The sequence below is a fragment of the Xanthomonas theicola genome (assembly GCF_014236795.1).
Classification (GTDB): Bacteria; Pseudomonadota; Gammaproteobacteria; order Xanthomonadales; family Xanthomonadaceae; genus Xanthomonas_A; species Xanthomonas_A theicola.
The window spans coordinates 2,498,910-2,514,950 of sequence record NZ_CP049017.1 but is presented as its reverse complement, the minus strand read 5'-3'; the positions used below and the strand labels follow the sequence as shown (position 1 = coordinate 2,514,950).

At 64.2% G+C, this 16,041-nt stretch carries 14 protein-coding genes and 2 pseudogenes; 7 read left to right on the top strand and 9 right to left on the bottom strand.

Translation table 11 applies throughout. The features are described from left to right. Positions 1 to 58 precede the first annotated feature (58 nt). Positions 59 to 511, bottom strand: coding sequence for a DUF2147 domain-containing protein (locus G4Q83_RS11740; RefSeq protein WP_128421546.1), 453 nt, complete (start codon positions 509 to 511; stop codon positions 59 to 61). Positions 512 to 759: 248 nt separating this feature from the next. Beyond that, positions 760 to 950: pseudogene (locus tag G4Q83_RS23345) on the bottom strand (VOC family protein); the annotation flags it as partial. Between the two features lie 4 nt (positions 951 to 954). Here G4Q83_RS23345 and G4Q83_RS23340 point away from each other — a divergent pair. Further along, positions 955 to 1,265: pseudogene (locus G4Q83_RS23340) on the top strand (homocysteine S-methyltransferase family protein); the annotation flags it as partial. Positions 1,266 to 1,404: 139 nt separating this feature from the next. On the opposite strand, the gene G4Q83_RS11730 reads toward G4Q83_RS23340, so the two are convergent. The 3 genes from G4Q83_RS11730 to G4Q83_RS11720 form a co-directional block, all read right to left on the bottom strand. Then, positions 1,405 to 3,285, bottom strand: a complete 1,881-nt coding sequence (locus G4Q83_RS11730) for a DUF885 domain-containing protein (protein WP_128421547.1) — start codon at positions 3,283 to 3,285, stop codon at positions 1,405 to 1,407. A gap of 168 nt (positions 3,286 to 3,453) precedes the next feature. After that, entirely contained in the window at positions 3,454 to 4,227 is a 774-nt protein-coding gene (locus G4Q83_RS11725) for a queuosine precursor transporter (protein ID WP_128421548.1), read from the bottom strand. Between the two features lie 10 nt (positions 4,228 to 4,237). Next, positions 4,238 to 4,915, bottom strand: a complete 678-nt coding sequence (locus G4Q83_RS11720) for a DUF502 domain-containing protein (protein WP_128421549.1) — start codon at positions 4,913 to 4,915, stop codon at positions 4,238 to 4,240. Positions 4,916 to 5,753: 838 nt separating this feature from the next. Between G4Q83_RS11720 and G4Q83_RS11715 the strand changes: the two genes are divergently transcribed. Beyond that, positions 5,754 to 5,948, top strand: a complete 195-nt coding sequence (locus G4Q83_RS11715; protein ID WP_128421550.1) for a hypothetical protein — start codon at positions 5,754 to 5,756, stop codon at positions 5,946 to 5,948. Positions 5,949 to 6,051: 103 nt separating this feature from the next. Here G4Q83_RS11715 and G4Q83_RS11710 read toward each other — a convergent pair whose 3' ends face one another. Further along, positions 6,052 to 7,035: an IS5 family transposase gene (locus tag G4Q83_RS11710; RefSeq protein WP_185817191.1), complete on the bottom strand. Its 984-nt coding sequence runs from the start codon at positions 7,033 to 7,035 to the stop codon at positions 6,052 to 6,054. A 115-nt stretch (positions 7,036 to 7,150) separates the two neighbouring features. Between G4Q83_RS11710 and G4Q83_RS11705 the strand changes: the two genes are divergently transcribed. Then, on the top strand, positions 7,151 to 9,034 hold the full coding sequence (locus G4Q83_RS11705) for a methyl-accepting chemotaxis protein (protein ID WP_281401953.1): 1,884 nt from the start codon (positions 7,151 to 7,153) through the stop codon (positions 9,032 to 9,034). Between the two features lie 6 nt (positions 9,035 to 9,040). Here the strand turns inward: G4Q83_RS11705 and G4Q83_RS11700 are convergent, their stop codons facing one another. After that, complete coding sequence (locus G4Q83_RS11700) at positions 9,041 to 9,847, bottom strand: IS5 family transposase (protein WP_185817193.1); 807 nt, start codon at positions 9,845 to 9,847, stop codon at positions 9,041 to 9,043. A 110-nt stretch (positions 9,848 to 9,957) separates the two neighbouring features. Between G4Q83_RS11700 and G4Q83_RS11695 the strand changes: the two genes are divergently transcribed. Next, positions 9,958 to 10,941: an IS5 family transposase gene (locus G4Q83_RS11695; RefSeq protein ID WP_185817191.1), complete on the top strand. Its 984-nt coding sequence runs from the start codon at positions 9,958 to 9,960 to the stop codon at positions 10,939 to 10,941. Between the two features lie 182 nt (positions 10,942 to 11,123). Continuing rightward, positions 11,124 to 12,107, top strand: coding sequence for an IS5 family transposase (locus G4Q83_RS11690; protein ID WP_185817191.1), 984 nt, complete (start codon positions 11,124 to 11,126; stop codon positions 12,105 to 12,107). 114 nt (positions 12,108 to 12,221) lie between these two features. Here G4Q83_RS11690 and G4Q83_RS22620 read toward each other — a convergent pair whose 3' ends face one another. Beyond that, on the bottom strand, positions 12,222 to 12,386 hold the full coding sequence (locus G4Q83_RS22620) for a hypothetical protein (RefSeq protein WP_221893083.1): 165 nt from the start codon (positions 12,384 to 12,386) through the stop codon (positions 12,222 to 12,224). A gap of 7 nt (positions 12,387 to 12,393) precedes the next feature. Here G4Q83_RS22620 and G4Q83_RS11685 point away from each other — a divergent pair, with 7 nt between their 5' ends. Beyond that, on the top strand, positions 12,394 to 13,236 hold the full coding sequence (locus G4Q83_RS11685) for a substrate-binding domain-containing protein (protein WP_221893082.1): 843 nt from the start codon (positions 12,394 to 12,396) through the stop codon (positions 13,234 to 13,236). Positions 13,237 to 13,650: 414 nt separating this feature from the next. On the opposite strand, the gene parE is transcribed toward G4Q83_RS11685, so the two are convergent. After that, positions 13,651 to 15,540, bottom strand: a complete 1,890-nt coding sequence (parE, locus tag G4Q83_RS11680) for a DNA topoisomerase IV subunit B (protein WP_128421032.1) — start codon at positions 15,538 to 15,540, stop codon at positions 13,651 to 13,653. A gap of 166 nt (positions 15,541 to 15,706) precedes the next feature. Between parE and G4Q83_RS11675 the strand changes: the two genes are divergently transcribed. Then, complete coding sequence (locus tag G4Q83_RS11675) at positions 15,707 to 15,967, top strand: hypothetical protein (RefSeq protein WP_128421031.1); 261 nt, start codon at positions 15,707 to 15,709, stop codon at positions 15,965 to 15,967. Positions 15,968 to 16,041: the final 74 nt, after the last annotated feature.

Genomic DNA, 16,041 nt, shown 5'->3' with positions numbered 1-16,041 from the left:
AGCGTTGTCGCCAACGCCTGCTTCAGCCGGCTGTTCCGGGTCCCCAGTCCCGACTCCACTACTCCCTGATCCACGTCTGCGTCCGCCCCAGCGCCTCGATGCCGATGTAGCCGCGCATCTGCAGCTTCTTGCCGCCGTCGGTGAGGGTCACCTTGGCCTTGTAGGTCTTGCCCTTGGCCGGATCCAGCACCGAGCCGTCGCTCCACACTGCGGTCCCGTCCGGCTTCAGCCCCCACAGGATGGTCATGCCCTTGATCGGCTTGCCCTGCTGTGTGCCGTCGCACTTCTCGCACAGCGGGTTGGGGCCCTTGTCCGATTGCAGGATCTCGATCACCTTGCCGCTGAGCGTGCCGTTGCCGGCCTGCTCGATCTGCACGATGGACTTGGGCTTGCCGGTCTCGTCATCGATGGTTTGCCAGCGGCCGACCGGCGAGGTGTCGGCCGCCTGCGCGACGAACGCGGCCACGCTCAGCGGCAGGGCCAGCATCACGGTCTTGAAGATGGTGCGCATATGTCCCCTCCCAGGGTGTGTGCAGTGCGGTCGGCGCGATGCCGGCCTGAGGCCGACTGTATACCCAAGCGTATGGTGCTGGGAATCGCTGGCCGCCGGCGGTTCAGCAGTCGCCGGCGCCGGGTTGGGCGGTCGCAACGCGGCTGAAGCTGCATAGCTGTTGCGCTCCTGGCCGCCTTCTGCGCGGCGGCAGATGCGACTGCACAGGGATAGGAAGTCCAGTCGGACCTGCGCGGGCATGGTCCCGCTCAGCCGGTCTGGTAAAGTTCCAGCGGCAGCGCGTCCGGGTCGGCGAAGAAGGTGAAACGGCGCCGGGTGCATTCGTCGAGGCGGATCGGCTCGGTCGCCACGCCGTGCGCCTCAGGTGGGCGACGGCGGCGTCCAGGTCGTCCACGCGCAACGCCAGGTGGCGCAGGCCGCAGGCTTCCGGGCGGCTGGCCTTGCTCGACGGCCATCCGCAAGTCGTCGCGCTCGACGTCAACTGCATCGCGCCGGCGCTGTGCACCGCAGCGCTGCGGCAGCTGGGGCGCTGACCGCGCTGCCGCTGCTGGCGTATCCCAATTCCGGCGAACGCTACGACGCTGCCGGCAAGCGCTGGGACGGCGGCGCTGCCGCTGCCTGCACTGTGGCCGATCGTCTGGATGCCTGGCGCGGCGCCGGTGCGCGCTTGATCGGCGGCTGTTGCCGCACCACGCCGCGCGATATCGCGCTGTTGGCGCAGCGTCTGGCGTTGGATGCGCCGCACGCCGTTTGATCCGGTTCCGCGTCGGCAATGCCGCGCAGGAGGGCTCTGGATGGCCTCGGGCCATCGGCCCCGAGGCTTTATGGAAGGCGTCGGGATTGATGGCCCGAGGCCACCCAGAACCCCTTCCACGGGTGTAGCGCCGTTGCGCTCAGCCTTTCTTGCTCGCCACCCAGCGCTCGATCTTGTGCTGCAGCACGTCCAGCGGCACCGAGCCGTCCTTCAGGACCTCGACATGGAACGCGCGGATGTCGAACTTGCCGCCGAGCTGCGCGCGCGCGTAGTCGCGCAGCTGCAGGATCTTCATCTCGCCGATCTTGTAGGACAGCGCCTGGCCGGGGATGGCCATGTAGCGCTCGGTCTCGGCCTCGGCCTCGGTGCGGCTGGCGGCGGAGTTCTCGAGCATGTAGGCGATCGCCTGCTCCCGGCTCCAGCCCTTGCTGTGCAGGCCGGTATCCACCACCAGGCGGATCGCGCGCCACAGCTCGTTCTGCAGGTAGCCGAAGTAGTTGTACGGATTCTGGTACAGGCCCAGGTCCTTGCCCAGCGATTCGGCGTACAGGCCCCAGCCTTCGATGTAGGCGGTCTCGCCGCCGAGACGGCGGAACTTGGGCAGGTTGCTCAGTTCCTGCTGCAGGCCGAGCTGGAAGTGATGGCCGGGAATGGCCTCGTGCAGGTACAGGTCCTCCGCATCCCAGGTCTTGCGGCTGGGCAGGTCGTAGGTGTTGACGTAGAAAATGCCCGGGCGCGCGCCGTCCTCGCTGGGCCGCATGTACGAACCGTCGGCGGCCGACTGTGCGCGGTACGGCTCCACCGGGCGGATCTCGAACGCCGCCTTCGGCTTCAGCGCGAACAGGCGCGGCACCGCCGCGTCCACCTGCGCCTCCAGGCCGCGGTAGTAGCTCAGCAGTGCGTCCTGGCTCTTGAAGGTGAAGCGCTTGTCGGTCTGCATGAACTTGAAGAACTTCGGCATTGAGCCGCGGAACTTCACCTGCTTCATCACCCCCCGGATCTGCGCCTGGATGCGCGCGACCTCGTCCAGGCCGATCTGGTGGATCTGCGCCGGGCTCAGGTCGGTGGTGGTGCTCTGGCGCACGTTGTAGGCGTACCAGGCGTCGCCGCCTGGCAGCGCGCCGATGCCGGCGGTGCTGCGCGTGGCCGGCAGGTATTCGGTGGCGATGAAACCGCGCAGCGCGCGGTAGGCCGGCATGATCCGGTAGTCGATCATGCGCTTGTAGTCGGCGGCGATGCGCTGTTTGTCGGTCTCCGGCATGTCTGCGGGCAGGTTGCGCACCGGGCCCCAGAACAGGCTTTCCTCGGCGCTTGGCTTGATGATCGCGTCCAGCTGCGGCAGCACCTTCTCCATCAGCGCACGCGGCTGCACCACGCCGGCCTTCATGCCTTGGCGCATGTTGGCGATGGCCTGGTCGAACAGGGCGGGGATGCCGAGCGCGCGCCGCGACCAGTTGTCGTAGTCCTTGACCGTGTGGAACGGCTGTGCGCCAGTGCCCGAGCCGAGCATCACCATGATGCTGCCGACGTTGTAGAACTGGTTCACCGGCTGCATCCAGCTCGGGTACTTCTCCGCCTCCAGCGCATTGCGCGCGTCGCCGACGAAGATCTCGTAGCTCAGCAGGTCCTGCCCGGAGAGCCCGTCGTTGCCGATCGCTTCGGCCTTGCCCAGCCATTGCACCGTGAACGCGTGCGATTGCTGGCGGAACGCGGCCGACAGGAAGTTCGGCAACTGGTCGTTGTAGCGGCTGTCGCCCTGGAACGTGGCCTGCAGCGGGTTCAGCTTCAGCGACGCTTCCCAGTAGTCGTCGTACAGGCGATTGAGCTGTTCGGCCTTGCTGTGCACCACCGGCGCCGGTGCCGGCTGCGCCTTCCTGGCCTTCTTGGTCTTGGCGTGGGTCTGCGCGGTCTGCTGCTTGGTGGTCTTCTTCTTCTTGGCTGCGTCCGCCGGTGCGGCCAGCGACAGGCTCAGGACGGCGGCGATGGCGAGCGACAGCAGGCGGGGAAAGCGGAAGGGCATTGCAGGCTCCAACGACAAGCGAGCCCGGGAGCTTGCCCGATCCGCACCGTGGAGGCCACCCATTGCCGGGCGCGCAGTCAGGAAACTGCCGGCGCCGCGATGACCGCCGCCGCCCGCGGCCGACGCGCGCCCGGGCCGGACGGGTGTCTGCGGCGTTTCCCCGCAGGCTCAGTCGGCCGCGGCTTCCTGGCGCAGTTGCGCGGCGCGTGCGGGGCTCAGGTAGTGCGTGATCAACCGCCGCATCAGGTACAGCAGCGGGATCAGCAGCACTGCCAGCAGCATTTTGCAGAGGTAGTTGAGCGTGCTCACCGTCAGGAACAGGGGGATCGGCCAGTGCTGCGGGCCGAGCACGAAGGCGATGTAGATGACCACGAAGCTGTCGATCAGCTGCGACACCGCGGTGGAGCCGGTGGCGCGCAGCCACACGTGCTTTTCGCCGGTGGCGCTGCGGATGCGGTGGAACACCGCCACGTCGATCAGCTGCCCGGCCAGGAACGCCACCAGCGAGCCGGCGATGGTCCACAGCCCTTGCCCGAACACCGCCGCGAACGCGGCCTGGTAGTCCGGCACGCCCTGCGCCTGTGCCGCGCCGACCCAGAACCCGGCCGGCGCCAGCGCGATCGCGGCGAACGCGAACAGGAAACCGTAGCCGATCAGCGCCACCGCCAGCCAGGAGATGAAGCGCACCCCGCGGCGGCCGAAGAACTCGTTGATGGTGTCGGTAAGGATGAACACCAGCGGCCACAACAGCGTGCCGGCGGTGAAGTTCATCGAGCCGTTCTGGCCGAACAGGTTCCAGTTCAGCGGCGCGATGCCGAGGGTGTCTTCCAGCGCGAAGATCTTGACCCCGATGAATTCGGCCAGCGCGGCATTGACGCAGAAGAACGCGGCCAGGCCGATGAACAGGCGAACGGGGCGATCGTCGAGCGTGCCGTTGCGCATGGGCCTTCCCTCAGCGGTCCATGGTGCGGGTGAACGGCACGCTGTCCGGCGCCACCGCGCCGCCGGAGATGATGAAGCTCATCGCCTGGTCCACGCTCCAGTCGGTCGGGGTCAGCAATTCCACCGGCACGATCTCCAGGTAGCCCGAGGTCGGGTTTGGCGTGGTCGGCACGTACACTGCGGCCAGTTCGCGGCCGCTGCCCTGTTCCCTGATCACCCGCGTCACCAGGCCGACCGATTTCATGTCGCGGTGCGGGAAGTCGATCAGCACCACGCGCTGGGTGCTGCCGGGCTGGGTCTGCAGGATGTCCAGCAGCTTGCGCGCGCTGTCGTAGACCACGCTGGCCAGCGGGATGCGGCGCATGACCGCCTCGAACCAGCGCAGCAGCCGCTGCCCGACCACGCGCCGGCTGAGGATGCCGACCAGCAGGATCACCGCCAGCGTGGCGATCAGCGCGATGGTGTTCTGCACCCACAGCGCGGTGGCCCAGCCCAGTTCGTGCGGGAACGAGGCGGCGATGCGCGCCGACAGCGGCACCACCCACGGGCTGCTGATGCCCGACAGCAGCACGAACACGAACTTGACCACGACCCAGGTCAGCCAGATCGGCAACAGGGTCAGCAGGCCGGTGAAGAACAGCCGTTGCAGGGACGGGCGCGGGTGCGGAGCGGGGGTATCGGGCGACATCGGCACAGTGTAGTGCAGCGCTGCGCCCAGCGCTGCGTCGGCGGCCTAGGCGGCGCACGGTGTGCAGGCGCGATGGGGGACATATCCGCAAGGACCGGCAAGCGGGTGGTGTGCGGATTTGGCGCGCTCCTGCTGCTGGCCGCGGCGCTGCATCCGGGCGAGGTCCCCCCGAGATCGAATAGCGCACCGGTTTGGAGTGGTCCAATCCTCAATGACAAGAAGATTGGACGTGAAGAAGCGTTATGGGGAAGAGCAGAGCATCGGCTTGCCACGTGAAGACCGGAGCCGGTGTGGCGGTGGAGGACCGGTGCCGCCGCCACGACTGCTTCAGCGAGGGGCGTACCGCCCGTGGCGCGGCAAATTCGGCGGGATGATCGCCGGTCCTGATCTGCCGCTCGTGCTGCCCGCACGTTCCCAGGTTTGGCGCGCAGGGCAGTCTCTATACCGCGCTCGCCATCCTCGACCCAACTTCCGATCTCTAACGGCGCCAGGTCGAGCCGGCGACTGGCCGCCGTCGCCGTGGTCTTGCGCTGGATGACGTTCCAGGACCAGCGCCGACTTGCGCTGGGCGGTCCAGCGCTTGGTTTCTTCTTCCATACACGGCTTTCGGAACCGGCAGTGACGAAAATTCCGTCGAAGTCAAGGCTGAATCGACCGGTTGCCGCTCGGCTTCGACTACCGGGATGATCATTTATTGTTCAGCTTCAGCCGCCGCACTCGTCGCGACCACGCCTCAAGTGTGCTGCGGTAGTGTCGATAAATGATTGCCAAGGAGTGCCAACCTCACGCCAGCCGCTGTGCGAGCGTGCTCTCAATAACATCGAATTGGACAACAAGCATGTCCCCGACCCGCCGCCTGCGCTTTGCGGATCTTTCCATTCTCTACAAAATTCTCTCCGGCTTCTCCTTGTGCTGCTTTTTGGCGGCGGCGTTGGGGGCATTCGCGGTTTGGCGGCTGAATGACGGCAAAAACCTGATGCTCGATTTCAGCAATTCATCGTTGCCGTCGATTCAGTCCCTAAGGATAGTCTGATCAACGCGGTCGGAGGATGAGGCAAGCCATATCGACCACGCCCACGGCGCTCAGACCCTCGGTTTTTCGCCGTTTCCGGCGCATTTCCGGGGTATTTCCCGGATTACAGGCACACCCTCCCCACGACAGGCAGCAACTGCTTTCGCTTCAGCCACAGGTTCGACAGCGCAAACAGCGTCAGCACTTGCGCCGTGTTCTTCGCCAGGCCGCGATAGCGCACCTTGACGTAGCCAAACTGGCGCTTGATCACCCGGAACGGATGCTCCACCTTCGCCCTCAGGCTGGCCTTGGCGTGCTCCCAGCGCTGTGCCCACTTCAATTCGCGCTTGCTCTTGATCTGCTTCAGCTTCGAGGGCTTCTCCGCGATCAGATAGCGCAGCTTGCGCTTGCTCGCCATCTCCTCGCGCTTGGCCAGCCCGGTGTAGCCGCTGTCGCCGCATACCGTGTCTTCCTTGCCGTGCAGCAGCTTGTGCGCCTGGGTGATATCTGCGGCGTTGGCCGCCGTGCATTCCAAGTGGTGCACCAGCCCGGACTCATCGTCCACGCCGATGTGCGCTTTCATCCCGAAGTAGTACTGATTGCCCTTCTTGGTCTGGTGCATTTCCGGGTCGCGCTCGCCGTTCTTGTTCTTGGTCGAGCTGGGCGCGGCAATGATCGTGGCGTCCACGATGGTGCCGCCGCGCAGGCTCTGGCCCTTGCGCGATAGGTGCGCGTTGACCCGGTTGAACAGCGTGCGCGCCAGATCGTGCGTCTCCAGCAACCGGCGGAAGTTGAGGATCGTGGTCTCGTCCGGCACCTCATCCAACCCGCCGATCCTGGCGAAACGGCGCATCGACGCCGTGTCGTACAAGGCTTCTTCCGCGCCCGGGTCGCTCAGTGCGTACCACTGCTGCAGAAAGTGGATGCGCAGCATTGTCTCCAGCGGGTACGGCTGACGGCCCGGATGGCCCGACTTCGGATAGTGCGGCGCGATCAGCGCCAGCAGGTCTTTCCACGGCACCACCTGATCCATCTCGGCCAGCAACCTTTCGCGCCGCGTCTGCTTGCGCTTGCCGTTGTACTCCGCGTCGCCGAAAGACAATTGCATCGTCGTTGTCCTGTTGGGCTTTGTACGATTGTCGCAGGATCAGAGGGAGTTGTTCAGACCATCCCTAATGATCATGCAGTCGGCTGCCTCAGGCATTCACGCTGCAGAACTCAGCATGCTTTATGCCGATCAGCTTCCCACGCGCCTGCGCTATCAACAGCAGATTTATGCAATGCGGAACCGTTATCTTGGTTCCGATGTGCTTTATCAGACCCTGATCCGCGACGCGCAGACACGCAAGCTGTATGAACCGGTCCAAACGAGCGCACAGCGCTACTTTTCGCTGGGTGATCGAATCATCTCCCTCGTGGATGCCGGCGACACCAGCGGCGCTCAGGAGCTTGAAAGCGAAGCGGCGCAGGTGCAGAGCGCGCTTGCCGATTCATTGAAGGCGGCCGTCGACCAACACACCATCGGGTTGCAGCAAACGATCATCAACACAACTTTGCGTTTCCATAGCTATGTGCTTTGGATCGTCATTGGCACCGCTGTCACCGTGATCCTGTCGCTAGTGGTCGGCGGACTGTTGTCGGGAGCCGTCGCGCGCCCGTTGGGCCGCGCTGCGGATTTTGCCACAGCCATCGCCCAGGGCGACCTGGATCGTGCCATCGTCGTGCACAGCCACGATGAGACGGGCCGCGTATTGCTGGCGATGCAGCGCATGTCCAAGGTGCTCGGTGAATTTTCTTCGGCACAGGTGGAAATGGCGAACCAGCATCGGCAGGGGGTCGTCGACTATCGCATCGACGCCGCGCGATTCCCTGGTGGCTTCGGAAGGCTCGTCAATGATCTCAACGATTTGGTCGATGGTCACATCCGAGTCAACCATATGGTCATGGAACTGGTCGGCCGATATGCGATCGGAGATCTTTCGCGCGACATGGACAAGCTGCCTGGTCAATTGGCGCAGGTCACGGCCTCGATGGACACTGTCAAGTGCAACATGAGTGGGGTCAATGGCGAAATCCAGCGCTTGGTCCAGGCAGGCGTCGCCGGGGATTTCTCCGTGCGCGGAAATGCCGAGGCCTATCAGTTCGAGTTCCGTGCAATGGTCGATAGCCTCAATCAATTGATGAACGCCAACGACCATGCCACTGGCGCGTTGGGCACGGCCCTCTCGGCATTGTCCGATGGAGACCTGACCGTGCGTATGCACGGCGAATATGCCGGCCGCTTGGCGCAGATGCAGAGCAGTTTCAACACCACGGTCGAGGCGTTGGCCGCCCTGATCACCCAGATCGGCGCGGCCGGTCTGGCCATCGATACCGCTGCCGGCGAGATCGCATCGGGCAACGAAGATCTTTCCCAGCGCACCGAGCAGCAAGCCGCCAACCTCGAAGAGACCGCCGCCTCGATGGAGGAACTGACCGCCACCGTCAAACAGAACGCCGAACACGCGCGCCAGGCCAATCAGTTGGCCATGGGTGCGGCCGATGTCGCTTCGCGCGGAGGAGACGTGGTTGGTAAGGTCGTCACCACGATGACGGGGATCGAGGCGTCGTCGAAAAAGATTGCCGAGATCATCTCGGTGATCGACGGCATCGCCTTCCAGACCAATATTCTCGCGCTCAATGCGGCGGTAGAGGCCGCACGCGCCGGCGAGCAAGGGCGCGGTTTCGCCGTCGTTGCTTCCGAGGTGCGTTCCCTGGCCCAGCGTTCAGCCGGTGCAGCCAAGGAAATCAAGAGCCTGATCGACGATTCAGTCGAAAAGGTCGCCGAGGGTTCTTCGCTGGTGCATACCGCAGGCCAGACCATGGGCGAAATCGTGACCAGCGTGCAGCGCGTGACTGCGATCATGGGCGAGATATCGGGAGCTTCCCAGGAGCAATCGGCGGGTATCGAGCAGGTCAATCACACCGTGACCCAGATGGACGAGGCTACGCAGCAAAATGCCGCGCTGGTGGAGGAAGCGACCGCCGCTGCGCGCTCCATGGAGGAGCAAGCGGCCAATCTGATGGTGTCTGTGCGCCGGTTTCGGCTGGACTGCGCCAGTGCCTAGAGCGTGTTATGAACTTTGAAGGATGGTAGCGGCGTTGCTGAGCATGAGCACGGTGAAGACGACGAAGTGCAAGCCAGCCAAGGTTTCCGGCAAGCGCTCATAGTCGCGTGCCAATCGTCGGAATCGGTTGACCCAGCCGAAGCTGCGTTCGACGACCCAGCGCCGAGGAAGCAAGACGAATCCTTTCTTGGCTTCGGGAAGTTTCACCACGTGCAGTTCGATTCCTTCTGCCTGCGCGGCTTGCGCCGGCTCCTGCCCGGTGTAGCCTTGATCCACGAACGCCAGTTTTACCGTATCGCCCGTGACATGTTGCACCTCTTGCGCCAGCGAGCGCACCTGAGCGCGTTCTTGCTCGTCGGCAGGTGTGACTTGCACTGCAAGCAAATATCCGAGCGTGTCCACCGCCATATGCACCTTGCTGCCCTTCTTGCGCTTATAGCCGTCGTAGCCTGCACGTGTGCCGCTCTCGCAGGTGGATTGCAGCGTCCGCCCGTCCAGGATGACAGCACTGGGTTGGCCATGTCTGCCTTGGGCAACACGCAGGATGGAACGCAGGTCGTTGACCATGGCTTCAAAGCAGCCCGCCTGCAGCCAGCGTTGTGTCTGTTGGTAGACCGCTTCCCATGGCGGGAAGTCCTTGGGCAAAAGGCGCCATGGCGCTCCAGCACGTGCCATCCAGCGCAGCGCATTGAACATTGCCCGCAGCTCGTACTTGCGCTGCGGAGCGTGCTCGGTCATCAGGCTCAGGTAAGGCGCTGCGAACGCCCACTCTTCGTCGGAAATGTCGGTCGGATATGGGCGTTTGCTCTGCATCCCGCTACGATAGCCGGATCGACTCAAAGTTCATAACACGCTCTAAGGATGGTCTGAACAACTCCCTCTGATCCTGCGACAATCGTACAAAGCCCAACAGGACAACGACGATGCAATTGTCTTTCGGCGACGCGGAGTACAACGGCAAGCGCAAGCAGACGCGGCGCGAAAGGTTGCTGGCCGAGATGGATCAGGTGGTGCCGTGGAAAGACCTGCTGGCGCTGATCGCGCCGCACTATCCGAAGTCGGGCCATCCGGGCCGTCAGCCGTACCCGCTGGAGACAATGCTGCGCATCCACTTTCTGCAGCAGTGGTACGCACTGAGCGACCCGGGCGCGGAAGAAGCCTTGTACGACACGGCGTCGATGCGCCGTTTCGCCAGGATCGGCGGGTTGGATGAGGTGCCGGACGAGACCACGATCCTCAACTTCCGCCGGTTGCTGGAGACGCACGATCTGGCGCGCACGCTGTTCAACCGGGTCAACGCGCACCTATCGCGCAAGGGCCAGAGCCTGCGCGGCGGCACCATCGTGGACGCCACGATCATTGCCGCGCCCAGCTCGACCAAGAACAAGAACGGCGAGCGCGACCCGGAAATGCACCAGACCAAGAAGGGCAATCAGTACTACTTCGGGATGAAAGCGCACATCGGCGTGGACGATGAGTCCGGGCTGGTGCACCACTTGGAATGCACGGCGGCCAACGCCGCAGATATCACCCAGGCGCACAAGCTGCTGCACGGCAAGGAAGACACGGTATGCGGCGACAGCGGCTACACCGGGCTGGCCAAGCGCGAGGAGATGGCGAGCAAGCGCAAGCTGCGCTATCTGATCGCGGAGAAGCCCTCGAAGCTGAAGCAGATCAAGAGCAAGCGCGAATTGAAGTGGGCACAGCGCTGGGAGCACGCCAAGGCCAGCCTGAGGGCGAAGGTGGAGCATCCGTTCCGGGTGATCAAGCGCCAGTTTGGCTACGTCAAGGTGCGCTATCGCGGCCTGGCGAAGAACACGGCGCAAGTGCTGACGCTGTTTGCGCTGTCGAACCTGTGGCTGAAGCGAAAGCAGTTGCTGCCTGTCGTGGGGAGGGTGTGCCTGTAATCCGGGAAATACCCCGGAAATGCGCCGGAAACGGCGAAAAACCGAGGGTCTGAGCGCCGTGGGCGTGGTCGATATGGCTTGCCTCATCCTCCGACCGCGTTGATCAGACTATCCCTAAGGATGGTCTGAACAACTCCCTCTGATCCTGCGACAATCGTACAAAGCCCAACAGGACAACGACGATGCAATTGTCTTTCGGCGACGCGGAGTACAACGGCAAGCGCAAGCAGACGCGGCGCGAAAGGTTGCTGGCCGAGATGGATCAGGTGGTGCCGTGGAAAGACCTGCTGGCGCTGATCGCGCCGCACTATCCGAAGTCGGGCCATCCGGGCCGTCAGCCGTACCCGCTGGAGACAATGCTGCGCATCCACTTTCTGCAGCAGTGGTACGCACTGAGCGACCCGGGCGCGGAAGAAGCCTTGTACGACACGGCGTCGATGCGCCGTTTCGCCAGGATCGGCGGGTTGGATGAGGTGCCGGACGAGACCACGATCCTCAACTTCCGCCGGTTGCTGGAGACGCACGATCTGGCGCGCACGCTGTTCAACCGGGTCAACGCGCACCTATCGCGCAAGGGCCAGAGCCTGCGCGGCGGCACCATCGTGGACGCCACGATCATTGCCGCGCCCAGCTCGACCAAGAACAAGAACGGCGAGCGCGACCCGGAAATGCACCAGACCAAGAAGGGCAATCAGTACTACTTCGGGATGAAAGCGCACATCGGCGTGGACGATGAGTCCGGGCTGGTGCACCACTTGGAATGCACGGCGGCCAACGCCGCAGATATCACCCAGGCGCACAAGCTGCTGCACGGCAAGGAAGACACGGTATGCGGCGACAGCGGCTACACCGGGCTGGCCAAGCGCGAGGAGATGGCGAGCAAGCGCAAGCTGCGCTATCTGATCGCGGAGAAGCCCTCGAAGCTGAAGCAGATCAAGAGCAAGCGCGAATTGAAGTGGGCACAGCGCTGGGAGCACGCCAAGGCCAGCCTGAGGGCGAAGGTGGAGCATCCGTTCCGGGTGATCAAGCGCCAGTTTGGCTACGTCAAGGTGCGCTATCGCGGCCTGGCGAAGAACACGGCGCAAGTGCTGACGCTGTTTGCGCTGTCGAACCTGTGGCTGAAGCGAAAGCAGTTGCTGCCTGTCGTGGGGAGGGTGTGCCTGTAATCCGGGAAATACCCCGGAAATGCGCCGGAAACGGCGAAAAACCGAGGGTCTGAGCGCCGTGGGCGTGGTCGATATGGCTTGCCTCATCCTCCGACCGCGTTGATCAGACTATCCCTAAGCATTCAGACAGGACCGGCTCTTCAATGCTTGATTTCTTTTTTCAGGATTTGCCCCAGTGAAATATTCACGTTCTTTCTCAAAATTGATGGCTGCCATTGCATTGGCGTTGGCGTTGGCCGGTTGCGGTAACCATGACCGAACGCGAGTGGTCGTCTCCATGCGAGACATGTCCGAGCCGTACGAAAAGGCCCTGGTGGAAGGTCTCCGTGACGAGGCCGACAAGCTCGGCGTCAGGCTCATGGTCGTGGATGGCTTCAACAACCCTGAAAAACAAATGGTTGATTTAGAAAGCGCGCGTGTTCAGAAAGTGGACGGCGTGCTGACGTTTCCCCAGAACGAGACGGTGTTTCCGCGCATCCAGGCATTGCTGGACGATGGCATTCCGGTCAATGTGCTGTCGCCGCCGACCGACAACAAGCTTGAGCGCGCAGGTTTCGTCCATGGTGACGACTTGATGATCGGCAAGATGATGGGGGAATGGGTGGTAGGGCGCTACCCGTCAGGCGCGCGTGTCGCGATTCTCAGCGGGCCTCTTGACCACGCCGCTTCGATCAAGCGCGTTCAGGGAATGCACGAGGTGCTGTCTGCGCACGGCGATCAGTATCCGGTCGTGCTGGAAAAGCCCGGGAATTGGCACCGCGCCGAGGCTGTCAAGGTCATGCAGCAATTCGTCGAGGCGACCCCGCTTGAGAAGATGCCCCAGGTGATCCTGGCTGCCAACGACGAGATGGCGATGGGCGCTCTCGATGCTTTGCAGATTTCTGGTCGCAATCAGCTTGGTATCGCACTTGTTGGATGCGACGCCACCCCCGTGGCTCTGGCCGCAGTGAGTCACGGTCAGCTTGCGGCAACCGTCGACCAGGCAGCCGCCAAGCAGGCCCAGTTCGCACTGCGGTCGCTTCTGGCTCGCATTGGCGAGAAGGGGCCTGTGCCAAATGAGGCGATCGAGCCGGTCATGGTCACTGCCACCACATTGGCCAAGCCCTCGGCGTCCACCCAAATGCGATAGCTCTGAAATTGAGCAACCAGATGCGGGAGTGGCCGATCTTTCTCTCACGGCCATCGGCATCCTTCTCGCATCCAAATGATGTCATCGAGTGGAACCCATCCCGAAGAGAAGATCGAGAGTTGCTTGCTTCAGAATGGGGGAGCAAACCCCTTCATCCGCGGGTCGCAGCGAACAGGAAATCCAGATCCGCTTCGCGGATCTCCCATTGTTCAGCAGATTGGAGAAGGGCGGTCTCAAGAATCAAGTGCAGCATGTGATTTGAAGCCGAGGATTTCCTGTTCCATCACCGCCGCTGGCCTGGCCCAGCCCAATGTCTGGCGCGGACGTCTGTTCATCGGCTTGGCTACGCGAACGCGCCGCTGCGGGGCGGGATGCCAGAGCACTTCAGCAAGCCCAATCCCACTGCCGGCGGTCTCAGACCTCCAGCGAAGCCAGGTCGCCCTTGGTCTCCAGCCACTGCTTGCGGTCGCCGGCGCGCTTCTTGGCCAGCAGCATGTCCATCAGCGAACGGGTCTGGTCGCCTTCGTCGACGGTCAGCTGCACCAGCCGCCGCGTGTCCGGGTGGATGGTGGATTCGCGCAGCTGCTGCGGGTTCATTTCGCCCAGGCCCTTGAAGCGGGTCACGCTGAGCTGGCCCTTGAGCTTCTCGCGCGCGATCTTCTCCAGCAGCGAGCGCTTCTCTTCCTCGTCCAGCGCGTAGAACACCTGCTTGCCCACGTCCACGCGGAACAGCGGCGGCATCGCCACGAACACGTGGCCGGCCCGGACCAGCGCCGGGAAGTGGCGCAGGAACAGCGCGGTCAGCAGGGTGGCGATGTGCAGGCCGTCGGAGTCGGCGTCGGCCAGGATCACCACCTTGCCGTAGCGCAGCCCGGTGATGTCGTCCTTGCCGGGGTCGCAGCCGATCGCGATCGCCAGGTTGTGCACTTCCTCGGAGGCCAGCACGCTGCCGGAGGCCACTTCCCAGGTGTTGAGGATCTTGCCGCGCAACGGCAGGATCGCTTGGAAGTCCTTGTCGCGCGCCTGCTTGGCGCTGCCGCCGGCCGAGTCGCCTTCCACCAGGAACAGTTCGGTGCGCGACAGGTCCTGGCTGATGCAGTCGGCCAGCTTGCCGGGCAGGGCCGGGCCGGAGGTGACCTTCTTGCGGGTGATCTGCTTTTCGGTCTTCAGCCGGGCGCTGGCGCGGTCGATCGCGATCTGCGCGATGCGCGTGCCGGTCTCCACGTTCTGGTTCAGCCACAGGCTGAAGGCGTCGTGCGCGGCGCCTTCGATGAAGCCGGCGGCCTGGCGCGAGGACAGGCGTTCCTTGGTCTGGCCGCTGAACTGCGGGTCGGTCATCTTCAGCGACAGCACGAAGGCGACGCGGTCCCACACGTCTTCCGGCGCCAGCTTGACCCCGCGCGGCAACAGGTTGCGGAAATCGCAGAACTCGCGCAGCGCGTCGGTGAAGCCGCTGCGCAGGCCGTTGACGTGGGTGCCGTGCTGCGCGGTCGGGATCAGGTTGACGTAGCTTTCCTGCACCAGTTCGCCATCCACGACCCAGGCCACCGCCCAGTCGACGATCTCGCGGTCTTTCTTCAGGCTGCCGACGAACAGGTCCGCCGGCAGCAGTTCGCGTTCGACCAGCTCGCCCTTCAGATAGTCGCGCAGACCGTCCTCGAAATACCAAGTGTCCTGCTCGCCGGTGGCCTCGTCGTGCAGCTTCACCGTCAGGCCGGGGCACAGCACCGCCTTGGCGCGCAGCAGGTGGCGCAGCGCACGCACGCCGAACTTGGGCGTGTCGAAATACTTCGGATCCGCCCAGAAGCGCAGCCGCGTGCCGGTGTTCTTCTTGCCGACGCTGCCGACGATCTCCAGCTTGGAGGCGGCATGGCCATCAGCGAACTGCATGCGGTATTCGTTGCCGTCGCGCTTGATGAACAGATCCACCTTCTTCGACAGCGCGTTGACCACGCTGACGCCGACGCCGTGCAGGCCGCCGCTGAAGGTGTAGTTGCGGTCGTTGAACTTGCCGCCGGCGTGCAGCCGGGTCAGGATCAGTTCGACGCCGGAGATCTTCTCCTCCGGATGGATGTCCACCGGCATGCCGCGGCCGTCGTCGGCCACTTCGCAACTGCCGTCCTTGAACAGGGTCACCTCGATGTGCCGGGCGTGGCCGGCCAGCGCCTCGTCGACGGCGTTGTCGATGACTTCCTGCGCCAGGTGGTTGGGGCGTGCGGTGTCGGTGTACATGCCGGGCCGGCGCTTGACCGGGTCCAGGCCAGAGAGAACTTCGATGTCGGCGGCGTTGTAGCGGGTATTCATGCGTCTCAACAGGTGGCGCGAAGCAGATCCGGAAGTGTGCGGTCTGCGGCGGCTTTTTGCACGTCGCCGGTGTTCAGGGCCGGTGCCGGGGCGGCGCGCTAGCCTTGCACTGGAAAAACCGCGACGGCATCCCCATTGTCGTTGCAGCCTCACGCAGGAGTACGCCATGAACGTTCGCAAGCTGTTGACCCTGGCCGCGCTGGTCGCCGCCGCGGTGGCCATCCCGGTCGCGATGGCCCAGGCGCAGAGCGCCGACCCGGCCGCTTCCGGCGCGGCCGCCTACGAGGCGCAGGTCGCGAAGGAGAAGGCCGAGGCCGAGGCCAAGGCCAAGCGTCGCGCGGCCGCGGCCGCGGCCGCCGAGTACAAGGCCGGCAAGGACGCGGCCACGCCGAAGAAAGAGGAAGAAGAGGAAGCGCGCAAGCCCTGAGCGCGCGCGCCCGTTTCGCTCTGCGACGCCCTGGCTGCCGCCGGGGCGTCTTCGTTTGTGCGGTCATCGCTCCG

What these genes read in the sequence shown, in the direction of transcription:
- G4Q83_RS11740 (WP_128421546.1), bottom strand. Translation starts at nt 511, where the DNA reads ATGCGCACCATCTTCAAGACCGTGATGCTGGCCCTGCCGCTGAGCGTG.
- G4Q83_RS11730 (WP_128421547.1), bottom strand. Translation starts at nt 3,285, where the DNA reads ATGCCCTTCCGCTTTCCCCGCCTGCTGTCGCTCGCCATCGCCGCCGTC.
- G4Q83_RS11725 (WP_128421548.1), bottom strand. Translation starts at nt 4,227, where the DNA reads ATGCGCAACGGCACGCTCGACGATCGCCCCGTTCGCCTGTTCATCGGC.
- G4Q83_RS11720 (WP_128421549.1), bottom strand. Translation starts at nt 4,915, where the DNA reads ATGTCGCCCGATACCCCCGCTCCGCACCCGCGCCCGTCCCTGCAACGG.
- G4Q83_RS11715 (WP_128421550.1), top strand. Translation starts at nt 5,754, where the DNA reads ATGTCCCCGACCCGCCGCCTGCGCTTTGCGGATCTTTCCATTCTCTAC.
- G4Q83_RS11710 (WP_185817191.1), bottom strand. Translation starts at nt 7,035, where the DNA reads ATGCAATTGTCTTTCGGCGACGCGGAGTACAACGGCAAGCGCAAGCAG.
- G4Q83_RS11705 (WP_281401953.1), top strand. Translation starts at nt 7,151, where the DNA reads ATGCTTTATGCCGATCAGCTTCCCACGCGCCTGCGCTATCAACAGCAG.
- G4Q83_RS11700 (WP_185817193.1), bottom strand. Translation starts at nt 9,847, where the DNA reads ATGCAGAGCAAACGCCCATATCCGACCGACATTTCCGACGAAGAGTGG.
- G4Q83_RS11695 (WP_185817191.1), top strand. Translation starts at nt 9,958, where the DNA reads ATGCAATTGTCTTTCGGCGACGCGGAGTACAACGGCAAGCGCAAGCAG.
- G4Q83_RS11690 (WP_185817191.1), top strand. Translation starts at nt 11,124, where the DNA reads ATGCAATTGTCTTTCGGCGACGCGGAGTACAACGGCAAGCGCAAGCAG.
- G4Q83_RS22620 (WP_221893083.1), bottom strand. Translation starts at nt 12,386, where the DNA reads ATGGAGACGACCACTCGCGTTCGGTCATGGTTACCGCAACCGGCCAAC.
- G4Q83_RS11685 (WP_221893082.1), top strand. Translation starts at nt 12,394, where the DNA reads ATGTCCGAGCCGTACGAAAAGGCCCTGGTGGAAGGTCTCCGTGACGAG.
- parE (WP_128421032.1), bottom strand. Translation starts at nt 15,540, where the DNA reads ATGAATACCCGCTACAACGCCGCCGACATCGAAGTTCTCTCTGGCCTG.
- G4Q83_RS11675 (WP_128421031.1), top strand. Translation starts at nt 15,707, where the DNA reads ATGAACGTTCGCAAGCTGTTGACCCTGGCCGCGCTGGTCGCCGCCGCG.